Below are 9,536 nucleotides of genomic sequence, written 5' to 3'. Positions count from 1 at the left end.
CTGTCCTCAGCCTGCCTTGTGGTGGCCGGGGGTCATGTCTGGCCCAACCCCTCGACCAGCGGAACGAACCGCACCTGTCGCAGCTCGTCGTAATCGAAGCCGACTTCCGTCCGCGTCACGCGGATCAGGGTCTGCACCGCATCCGACTGCCCGACAGGCACGACCATGATACCGCCGATCTTCAGCTGTGCCAACAGGGGGCCGGGCGGATCCTCGGCCGCGGCGGTCACAAGAATGCGGTCAAAGGGCGCCTGGTCGGGCAGCCCGCGCGACCCGTCCGCCACCTGCGCGATGATATTGTGCAGCCCCAGGCCACGAAAGATCGCCTCGGCCTCCTGAACCAGGCGGCGGTGGCGGTCCACGGTATAGACCCGGCGGCACAGCCCCGACAGGACCGCCGCCTGATAGCCCGACCCGGTGCCCACCTCCAGCACGGTGTCGCGCGGGCCCACCTCCAGCGCCTGGGTCATCAGCCCCACGACCGAGGGCTGGCTGATCGTCTGGCCGCAGGGGATGGGCAGGGGCGTGTCCTCATAGGCGCGGTCGGCGAACTGGCCGCGCACGAACAGGCCGCGGTCGATCCCCTCCATTGCGTCCAGCACGCGCAGATCGGTGACGCCGCGCGTGCGCAGCTGATAGACGAAGCGCATCTTGCGTTCGGCCTCGTCCCCGTCGCTCATTCGGCGGCCCGGGCCAGCGGGTCGTCCAGCGCCGCCGCCAGCCGCTCCAGCGAGGCGTGGCAGGTCAGATCGGCCCGCATCGGCGTGACCGACACGAACCCCTCCATGGTGGCCGCCACATCGCTGCCCGCCCGCGCCGGGGCCTGCTGCGATCCGCCCGCGATCCACATGAAGCGCCGGCCGTTCGGCGCGTTATAGGGCACCGCCGCGAACCGCGAACCCTGCCGCTGGCCCTGGGGCGCGACGCGCAGGCCCTGCACGGCGCGGGCCGGGACGGGCGGGAAATTCACGTTGTAGAACAGCCGGAAATCGGCATCCGACGACCAGTCGCCGTGATCCAGCAGGCGCCGTATGACCGCCGCACCGTGATGGCGCGCGCCCTCGAACGGGTCGGCCAGATCGGCGGTCTGCGGGCCCAGATATTGCGACAGCGCGATCGCAGGCAGGCCCTGCAGCGCCGCCTCCATCGCGCCGCCGATGGTGCCGGAATACATCGCGTTTTCGCCCGCATTGTTGCCGCGGTTGACGCCGGACAGGACCAGATCGGGCGCCCCCTCCATCAGATCGCCCAGGGCGGCCAGCACGCAATCGGCCGGGCTGCCCTCGGCGGCATAGCGACGCTCGCCCAGGCGGGCGATCATGGTGGGGTGGGTATAGCTGATGCAATGGCCCACGCCTGATTGTTCAAAGGCCGGGGCGACCGTCCAGACCTCTCCGTGGGGGCCGGCCAGCTCGGTCGCGATTTGGTGCAGGACCTCCAGTCCCGGTGCGTTGATGCCGTCGTCATTGGTGATGAGAATGCGCATCCTGTCCCCCGGTCGGCCTGGCGCGCGCCCCTGCGCACGCGGTTGTGACCCCAACTGCTTAGCGGTGGCGGGTTCCTGCTTCAACCCGTTCCTGCGATGGGGCCTGGGACGGTGGCCTGCACCAAGGGGTCCGAAGCGGTTTGACCTTGGCGGCGGCGCGTTGCATCGTGGTCGGAACGCGCAACGGGCCGGGATGCGATGCAGATCTATCTTCCCATCGCCGAAGTCTCGGTCAACGCCTTCACCCTGATGGGTCTGGGCGGGCTGGTCGGTGTCATGTCCGGCCTGTTCGGCGTGGGCGGCGGGTTCCTGATCACGCCGCTGCTGTTCTTCATCGGCATCCCGCCCGCCATCGCGGTGGCGACCGGGGCGAACCAGGTGGTCGCCTCGTCGGTGTCGGGCGTGCTGGCCCACATGAAACGCAAGACCGTCGATTTCCGCATGGGGGGCGTGCTGCTGGCGGGGGGCATGGTCGGGTCGGGGCTGGGGGTGCTGGTCTTCAACATCCTGCAGCAGCTGGGCCAGGTCGAGCTGGTCGTCCAGCTGTGCTACGTCGTCTTTCTGGGCCTGATCGGCGCGATGATGCTGCAGGAGAGCCTGCGCGCGCTGCTGCGCGCCCGCAACCCGTCCGGGCGCCGCCGCCTGCACCAGCACATGTGGGTCCACCGCCTGCCGCTGAAGGTCAAGTTCCGGGCATCGGGCCTGTATATCAGCGTCATCCCGCCTTTGCTGGTCGGTCTGGCGGTGGGGGTGCTGGCTGCGATCATGGGGGTGGGCGGCGGCTTCATCATGGTGCCCGCGATGATCTATCTGCTGGGCATGCCGACCAAGGTGGTGGTCGGCACGTCGCTGTTCCAGATCACCTTCGTCACGGCCTTCACCACGCTGATGCACGCGGTCAGCTACAACACCGTGGACGTGATGCTGGCGGTGCTGCTGATCATCGGCGGCGTGGTGGGCGCGCAGATCGGCACCACGCTGGGCGCGCGGCTGCGGGCCGAACAGCTGCGCATCCTGCTGGCGCTTCTGGTGCTGGCGGTCTGCGGCAAGCTGGCGCTGGACCTGTTCCTGACACCCGACGACCTGTTCGTCATCACCACGCGGGGGTCGTGATGCGCGCGGCCCTTCTGGCGCTGATGATGCTGATGATGCCCGCGGCCGCGATGGCGCAGGGGGCGGGTTCGACCATGCCCACCGATCCGGGGGCAGGGCTGATTCCGCCCGCGGGCTCCGGCCCGGTCTGGCCGCTGTTTCCCGACGCGACCGCGCCCCGCGGCCCGGTGACGGAGCCGGACGGCCCCACCGAACAGGTGGTCGCGGGCCTGTCCAACAGCGCCGTGGCCATCACCACCAGCTTTGATGGCAGCGACATCCTGATCTATGGCGCGGTGCGGCGCGAGACGCCGATTCCCGACGGCCCGCTGGACGTGATCGTCACCATCGAGGCCCCGTCCCAGCCCCTGACCATCTGGCAGAAGGCCCGCCGCTTCGGTATCTGGGTCAATACCGACCGCGTGGATGTGGGGGCCGCGCCCAGCTTTTACGCGGTGGCCACGACGCGGCCTTTGTCCGACATCCTGGCGACGGAATGGGACAACCGCTATCGCATCTCGCTGCCGCTGGTGCTGCGCGCCTTCGCCAACGCGCCCCAGGTTGAGGACGCGCTGCCCTATACCCAGGCCCTGATCCGCCTGCGCCAGCAGAACGGCCATTACCGGCTGGAGGAGGGCGCCGTCACCCTGGTCGAGGACACGCTGTTCCGCACCGACATCCGCCTGCCCGCCAACCTGATCGAGGGCGATTACCGCGCCCGCATCTTCCTGCTGCGCGAGGGGGCGGTCATCGACGCCTATGGCGCCGCGATCGAGGTGCGCAAGGTCGGCCTGGAACGCTGGCTGTACCGGCTGGCCTATGACCACCCGCTGCTCTACGGGCTGATGTCGCTGGCGGTGGCGGTGATCGCGGGCTGGGGCGCCTCGGCCGCGTTCCGCAAGCTGCGCCGCGCCTGACCCAGCCTCAGACCGCCGCCTGCGGCAGCAGCCAGACGCCCTACGCGGGCGCGGTGCATCCCCGCAGCGCGCAGCCATAGGCCGCCGCCAGCACCGCGTCGGTCAGCACCGCCTCGGCCAGGACGCGCCCATCGCGCAGCAGCAGGACGTGAAGGGCGAACATCGCGGTCAGGTTCAGGTCGTGCATGATCGCCAGCGTCCCGCCCCCGCCAGCCGCATCACCGACAGTCGATGGGCGATGCCCAGGCTGCTGACCGGCTCGTCCCGCAGCAGCCAGCACGGGTCCGACCCGGTCCCCGCCGCCGCGACCCGGACCAGCTTGACGCGCTGCTGCTCTCCGCCCGACGGGTCCTGCCACAGCCGCCCGGCATGATGCGGCAGCCCCACGCGCGCCAGCGCCACCCGGATCAGCCCCGCACTCCCTCCAGCGGCAGCGGGTCCAGCCCAATGCCCACGATCTCGGCGGCGGTAAACGCAAAGCTCAGCGCGCTCTGCTGGGGCAGGACGGCGCGCCGGCGGGGCAGGGCCGCGGGCGACTGGCCCGCGATGGCGCGCCCGTTCAGCGTGACGCGGCCCCGCGCGGGCGCAATCTCGGTGGTAAGGTCGCGTAGCAGGATGGTCTTGCCCGACCCGTACAGCAGCACCCACAGACAGGCCGGCCCGCCGATCATCGCGGTGATGATGCCGATGGGCAGTTCCAATGGCGCGATGACGCTGCGGCTGACCATGTCGGCGGCGACCGGCGCCGTGGCCCCTAGCAGCCCCGTAGCGATCAGCAGCCAGCGGTGATCCGGCCCCTGCACCAGCCGCAGCAGATGCGGCACCACGATGCCCACGAACCCGATGACCCCGACACGGCGACCGATGCGCCCGTGGCCGCCGCCGTGGTCAGGATCGCCGTCGTCTTGACGCGCTGGACACGGATGTTGGTACGGGCGGCGGCGGCCTCTCCCGAGGCCAGTCCGTTCAGGCCGCGCGCTTGGAAGGGCGCGGCAATCAGCTCCGCCAGGATGATGGGCGCGGCGGCCGCCAGCCTGGCCCACCTGGCCCCAGCCAGCGACCCCATTCCCCAGAAGGTCAGGTCGCGCAGCAGGTCGTTGGTCGCGCGAGAGACGATCAGCCCCGACAGGCCCCCATCGCGGCCAGCGCGATCCCCTCGAGCAGCATCGTCGCGATCGAGGTCCGCCCCTGTCGCGTGGCGATCAGATACAGCGCCATCATCGCGGCCCAGCCCCCGCCAAAGGTCGCCAGCCGCACCAGATGCCACCCGGCCCGGGCCGCCACCGAAGGTGGCAGCGCGCGCCCCGGCACGATGGCTGCGAATGGCGCCCAAACCGGCCCCCGCGCTGACATCCAACAGGCCCGGATCGGCCAGCGGATTGCGAAACAGCCCCTGCATCACCGCCCCCGACACGGCCAGCGACGCGCCGACCGGCAGCCCCGTCAGCAGGCGCGGCATGCGGATCTGCAGCAGCACCACCTGATCGACCGGCGCGACAGGCCGCCCGGCCCACCAGTCCCCCGCGACGCGCAGCGCCGACCCCCTCGACGCGCCCCAGCCCAGGGACAGCACCGACACCGCCAGCAGCGCCATCACCAGCCACAGCGACAGCGCGCGGCCCCGGTGGCGGCGGTCGCCCTCCAGCGCAGCGTGTGCGTCCAGCGCGACCATCACCCGGCCTCTTGGATCGCGCGGTGCAGGTCCAGCGCCGCCCGCCCGGTGCGCGGTCCGAACCCCAGCAGATACAGCCCGTCCATGCGGATCACTGCCCGTCCCGCCGCGGGCGTCGTCGACAGCGCGGGCAGCGCCATCAACGCCGCGTCAGTCGCGTCATGGGCGCTGTCGGCAGCGCGGGTCATCATCACGATGGCCTCGGGTGCGACGGCGCTGATCGCCTCGTCGGTCAGCGGCTTGTAGTCGGTGAAGCCCTGCACCGCGTTCTCCGCGTCCGCCAGGCGGATCATCGCATCGGCCGCCGTGTCGGACCCCGCCGCATGATGCGCCCGCCCTGCGCCGACAGGATGAACATCATGCGGCGCGGCCGGTCGATGCCCGCGCGCGCGGCCGCCAGGCGCGCCAGATCGGCCTCCAGCGCGGCCAGCAGGGGGGTGGCGGCATCGGGCACGCCCAGGGCCTCGGCGATGGCGGTGATCTTGGCGGGCAGGGCGTCCGCCGCGTCCCCGAACCCCTCAGGCAGGCTGCGCAGAGGAATGCCCGCCTGCGCCAGCAGGGCGATGGCGTCGGGCGGGCCCGCGCCCTCCTCGGCCAGGATCAGGTCGGGGGCGACCGACAGCACGCCCTCGGGCGACAGGGCGCGCATATAGCCCACCTCTGGCAGGTCCAGCGCTTGGGCCGGCTGGAGGTGTTGTCGCGCGCCACCAGGCGGTGGCCCTGGCCCACGGCAAAGATTGTCTCGGTCACCGAGCCGCCGATGGCCAGCACGCGGTCCTGCGCTCCGGCGGGCACGGCCAGCGCCAGCAGCACCACCGCGGCGCGGATCATGCCGGCAGCCCCGCCACCAGCTGCGCCCAGGCATCCGGGTCGCCGCCCCGGTCCGCCCGCATGCCGAAACACTGATAGATCAGCGCGCCCTGGGCGTCGAAGGCCTCGACCGACAGCGCCTCGCCGCGTTTCGTGGGCTTGAACACAGCCCAGACCTCGGCCACGTGATCGGCGCGCAGATGCAGGTTGAACCGCGCATCCATCACGTTCAGCCAGGGCCCCGCCAGGGTCAGCACCTGCACCGGGCCGGAATGGATCTGGATGCAGCCCATGTTGCCCACGAACAGCATCACCGCCAGCACCCGGTCGCGCACGCCATGAAACAACGCGTCCGATGCCGCCACCGCCAGCCGCCGGGCATGGGGCGCGCCCACCACGCGGTAGGCGCCCAGCCGGTTCATCTTCCGCCGCCGGACCAGCGTATTAAACTGATGCGTGTCGGTCATCGCCGCCCATTCGACGCGCAGTGCGTCGGCGCGGTCGGGGGCGATGCGGGCGGTGGCGGAAAGGGTCGCCTCGTCGGTGCCGCAATCGGTCACTGTGATCGAGGGGCAGGCCTTGGCCGACCTTGTGCCCGGCAGCAACGGCGACGTTCTGGCGCAGGTGCCGGCCGTGGCCAATACCGGCGGGGCGGGCTTTTTCGGTCAGGGCTTTAACCTCCGCGGCTTTGGCGCGACCGGCACATGCGCCTCCCAGGCGAGCATCGTCTAGCTGATCGACGGAGAGCGGAAATACTCCGAATCCTGCCGCCAAGGCTCGCTCTTTGTCGAACCCGACTTCCTCAAACGGGACGAGGTGCTGCGCAGGCCCGGATCGTCCACCCCGCACTGCGCGGGCGCGCTGGGCGGCGTCATCGCAGTGCGGGGTGGACGATCCGGCTGACCTGCATTGCGCTGGGCGCGGACGGCGGGGGCGGGTCCGGCTGGGCTATGCCAGCAAGCCCGAGACCGGCTTCGGCAGTCTGGCCTGGAGCAGGCGCACCGATACGGGGTTCGAGGCCGTGACCACCTTTGCCTATTGCAGCATCGGCGACGCGCGCGATGCCGATGACCGGACCATCGTGCGGTCCAACGCTGACACGCCGAGCCTGCTGTTCAAGGCGCGCCAGCGCTTGGGCGATCCCCGGGTCGAGGCGTCCTCTCTGCATCTGGAGGCCAGAGGCGACAACCAGAACCTGAACCAGCTGCAGGGGCCGCAGCCCGGCCTGTTTCCCGGATGCACCGGCTTGGGGGGTGGGGGACATCCTGACCCGCGACCGGACCGCGCGGCTGGCCTGGGGCTATGCGCCCGTCGGCAATCCGTTGATCGACACCACGGTCACCCTGTCACATTCCAACACCATCAAAGACATCCGCCAGGACCGCATCGCGGCCGAGCCGATCATGCCCAGCCTGCTGGGGCGGCGCGGCTATGCCCTGTGGCGGCTGCAGGGCCTAGAGCCGCGCCGATCTGTCGGTTGCGGGCCACGACCATGTCCTGACCCTGGGGTAGGAGCTGTCGCATCAGGACCGCAGCTCAACCACGATCTTGTCGTCGCACCCCGAGGCGGTAACGTGCCGGGCCGCGCTAGACCCGCCAGCGGACCAAGGCCCGGGACAGCGTCACCGCCACCGACAACCGACTGGCGACCGACGTGTTGGAGCCGTAGGTCGCCGCGCTCTATCGGCTGAGCGACCGCTGGGCGGCCTTCGGCGGCCGCGCTGGTCAAATGCGTGCCGACGGGGGACGAGCTCTATGACAGCTTTTTGGGCGGCGCTCCGTCGCCAGACCTGACCGAGGGGATTGGCCGCAACCTCGAGGCCGTGATCAGCGATGCCGCTTCGGATCTCTGGTCCCAGGGCGACCGGCTGGCGGTCAATGGGACGCTGTTCCGTAACCATATCCGCGACCGGATCGAACGCACCAACGCGCCCTTTCCGACCCCGGCCTATGTGAACATCGACCGTGCCTATCTCTGCGGCGAAGAGCTGGAGGCCAGCTATGCCAGCGGCAATTGGCAGCTGGGCGCGGCCATTGCCATGGTGTCGGGGCAGGATCAAGACAGCGCCGACCTGGACAGCCTGCGCAACGACCGCATGACCCTGAACGCCGCCTTGGCGGGCCAGCCCCGCCCTGCGGCTGGGTGCGCGCAGGACGCTGGCCGCCGGGCGAGAAGGTCTGCGGCACGCATTGCGCGGGCTATGGGGTGCATGACATCTTTGCCACCTGGATCTGGCAATCGGGCGTGGCGCAGGGCACCGACATCAGCTTGGGCGTCGATAACCTGACCGACCGCGCCTATGTCCCGGCAACCTGGCTGACCGGCCCCGCACCGGGGCGCACCGTCAAGCAGACCTGACGCGCAGCGTCTGAAAACGGTAGCGGCCCCGCGATCAATCGCGGGGCCGCTCCTCCCTCATGTGCAGCCTGTCCCCCTCCACTGGTCCGGGCTGCGGGGGTTCCGTCAGGCGCCGATCAGGTCCGACTGGCGCAGCGTGACCTCGGCCTGCTTGATCGAGGCGATGTCGACCAGGCGGCCCTTGTAGACGGTCGCGCCCGCGCCCTCGGCCTTGGCCTTCTCCATGGCGGCCAGGATCTCGCGCGCCTCGGTCACGGCGGCCTCGGAGGGTGAGAACACCTCATTGGCCAAGGCGATCTGGCTGGGATGGATGGCCCATTTGCCGACCATGCCCAGGGTGGCGCTGCGCATGGCCTGCGCGCGGAACCCCTCGGGGTCGCTGAAATCGCCGAAGGGCCCGTCCACGGGCAGCAGCCCATGCATGCGGCAGGCCGCGACGATGGCCGTCTGCGCCCAGTGCCAGGGATCGGGCCAGTATTTCTGGCCGTCCCGGATCATGTAGTAATTCTCCTGCGTGCCGCCGATGCCGGTGGTGGCCATGCCCATTGATGCCGCAAAATCGGCGGCGCCCAAGCTGATCGCCTGCAGGCGCGGAGAGGCGGCGGCGATCTCCTCGACATGGCAGATGCCGGCAGCGGATTCGATGATCACCTCGAATGCGATGGGTTTCGTGCGACCCTTGGCGCGCTCGACGGCGGTCACCAGCGCGTCCACGGCATAGATGTCGGCCGCGCATCCCGCCTTGGGGATCATGATCTGGTCCAGCCGCTCGCCCGCCTGCTCCAGAAGGTCGACCACGTCGCGATACCACCAGGGCGTGTCCAGTCCGTTGATGCGCACCGACAGCGTCTTGGTGCCCCAGTCGACCTCGTTGATCGCCGTGATGATGTTGGCGCGGGCCTGATCCTTGTCATCGGGCGCGACCGAATCCTCCAGGTCCAGGTTGATCACGTCGGCGGCGGATGCGGCCATCTTGGCAAACAGCGCGGGGCGCGATCCGGGACCGAACAGCTGACAGCGGTTCAGGCGCGCGGGGGGCAGGGGCTGTTGGCGAAAGCTCATGGCAGGGTCCAGTTCGACAAGATTCGGGCCTGTGGTCGGTAATAATGTTGCGCTGCGGTCGCAGCAAGCCCTATTTCCGCAATGCGGCATCGGGCGCGGTTCTTGACGCAGCGGGGCTTTGGGCGCAGGACCGGCCCC

The 9,536-nt window shown here is 70.3% G+C and carries 13 protein-coding genes and 2 pseudogenes; 5 read left to right on the top strand and 10 right to left on the bottom strand.

Features of this window, described 5'->3' with window-relative positions:
- Nucleotides 1-32: 32 nt before the first annotated feature.
- Together FA740_RS14355 and surE are read right to left on the bottom strand one after the other, a co-directional pair.
- Nucleotides 33-680, bottom strand: a complete 648-nt coding sequence (locus FA740_RS14355; protein WP_136857458.1) for a protein-L-isoaspartate(D-aspartate) O-methyltransferase — start codon at nt 678-680, stop codon at nt 33-35.
- On the bottom strand, nt 677-1,486 hold the full coding sequence (gene surE / locus FA740_RS14350; RefSeq protein ID WP_136857457.1) for a 5'/3'-nucleotidase SurE: 810 nt from the start codon (nt 1,484-1,486) through the stop codon (nt 677-679). The genes FA740_RS14355 and surE overlap by 4 nt, the downstream gene beginning before the upstream one ends.
- A 198-nt stretch (nt 1,487-1,684) precedes the next feature.
- Here surE and FA740_RS14345 point away from each other — a divergent pair, with 198 nt between their 5' ends.
- On the top strand, nt 1,685-2,599 hold the full coding sequence (locus tag FA740_RS14345) for a sulfite exporter TauE/SafE family protein (protein ID WP_136857456.1): 915 nt from the start codon (nt 1,685-1,687) through the stop codon (nt 2,597-2,599).
- Nucleotides 2,599-3,495: a TIGR02186 family protein gene (locus FA740_RS14340; protein WP_246053651.1), complete on the top strand. Its 897-nt coding sequence runs from the start codon at nt 2,599-2,601 to the stop codon at nt 3,493-3,495. The genes FA740_RS14345 and FA740_RS14340 overlap by 1 nt, the downstream gene beginning before the upstream one ends.
- A 40-nt stretch (nt 3,496-3,535) precedes the next feature.
- Here the strand turns inward: FA740_RS14340 and FA740_RS19750 are convergent, their stop codons facing one another.
- From FA740_RS19750 to FA740_RS14315, 7 genes and pseudogenes are all read right to left on the bottom strand, one after another.
- Nucleotides 3,536-3,682, bottom strand: coding sequence for a hypothetical protein (locus FA740_RS19750; RefSeq protein WP_169306316.1), 147 nt, complete (start codon nt 3,680-3,682; stop codon nt 3,536-3,538).
- The gene (locus FA740_RS14335) at nt 3,670-3,897 is read right to left on the bottom strand and encodes an ATP-binding cassette domain-containing protein (protein WP_136857455.1); all 228 of its coding nucleotides are present in this window, start codon (nt 3,895-3,897) and stop codon (nt 3,670-3,672) included. The genes FA740_RS19750 and FA740_RS14335 overlap by 13 nt, the downstream gene beginning before the upstream one ends.
- A gap of 221 nt (nt 3,898-4,118) precedes the next feature.
- Nucleotides 4,119-5,167, bottom strand: a pseudogene (locus FA740_RS20120) (FecCD family ABC transporter permease); the annotation flags it as partial.
- The gene (locus tag FA740_RS20445; RefSeq protein WP_338119672.1) at nt 5,167-5,460 is read right to left on the bottom strand and encodes a hypothetical protein; all 294 of its coding nucleotides are present in this window, start codon (nt 5,458-5,460) and stop codon (nt 5,167-5,169) included. The gene FA740_RS20445 and the pseudogene FA740_RS20120, both read right to left, overlap by 1 nt.
- A complete protein-coding gene (locus FA740_RS20440) occupies nt 5,457-5,816 on the bottom strand; it encodes an ABC transporter substrate-binding protein (RefSeq protein ID WP_338119671.1) in 360 nt (119 codons plus the stop codon). The genes FA740_RS20445 and FA740_RS20440 overlap by 4 nt, the downstream gene beginning before the upstream one ends.
- The gene (locus FA740_RS20435; protein WP_338119670.1) at nt 5,768-5,998 is read right to left on the bottom strand and encodes a hypothetical protein; all 231 of its coding nucleotides are present in this window, start codon (nt 5,996-5,998) and stop codon (nt 5,768-5,770) included. The genes FA740_RS20440 and FA740_RS20435 overlap by 49 nt, the downstream gene beginning before the upstream one ends.
- Nucleotides 5,995-6,537, bottom strand: coding sequence for a ChuX/HutX family heme-like substrate-binding protein (locus tag FA740_RS14315; protein WP_338119669.1), 543 nt, complete (start codon nt 6,535-6,537; stop codon nt 5,995-5,997). Before FA740_RS14315 ends, FA740_RS20435 begins: the two co-directional genes overlap by 4 nt.
- Nucleotides 6,538-6,556: 19 nt before the next feature.
- On the opposite strand from FA740_RS14315, the gene FA740_RS20115 reads away from it, so the two are divergent.
- The 3 genes and pseudogenes from FA740_RS20115 to FA740_RS20110 all read left to right on the top strand — a co-directional run bounded on the left by FA740_RS20115 (nt 6,557) and on the right by FA740_RS20110 (nt 8,336).
- Nucleotides 6,557-6,709, top strand: a complete 153-nt coding sequence (locus tag FA740_RS20115) for a hypothetical protein (RefSeq protein ID WP_246053650.1) — start codon at nt 6,557-6,559, stop codon at nt 6,707-6,709.
- A gap of 1,001 nt (nt 6,710-7,710) precedes the next feature.
- Nucleotides 7,711-8,022: pseudogene (locus FA740_RS20510) on the top strand (TonB-dependent receptor domain-containing protein); the annotation flags it as partial.
- Nucleotides 8,023-8,120: 98 nt separating this feature from the next.
- A complete protein-coding gene (locus FA740_RS20110; protein WP_246053649.1) occupies nt 8,121-8,336 on the top strand; it encodes a TonB-dependent receptor in 216 nt (71 codons plus the stop codon).
- 105 nt (nt 8,337-8,441) lie between these two features.
- Here FA740_RS20110 and FA740_RS14300 read toward each other — a convergent pair whose 3' ends face one another.
- A complete protein-coding gene (locus FA740_RS14300) occupies nt 8,442-9,398 on the bottom strand; it encodes an L-malyl-CoA/beta-methylmalyl-CoA lyase (protein ID WP_136857450.1) in 957 nt (318 codons plus the stop codon).
- Nucleotides 9,399-9,536: the final 138 nt, after the last annotated feature.

Source organism: Paracoccus hibiscisoli (assembly GCF_005048265.1).
Lineage (GTDB): Bacteria > Pseudomonadota > Alphaproteobacteria > Rhodobacterales > Rhodobacteraceae > Paracoccus > Paracoccus hibiscisoli.
Note: the sequence above shows the minus strand (reverse complement) of the source record. Positions and strands in the feature narration are given on the sequence as shown.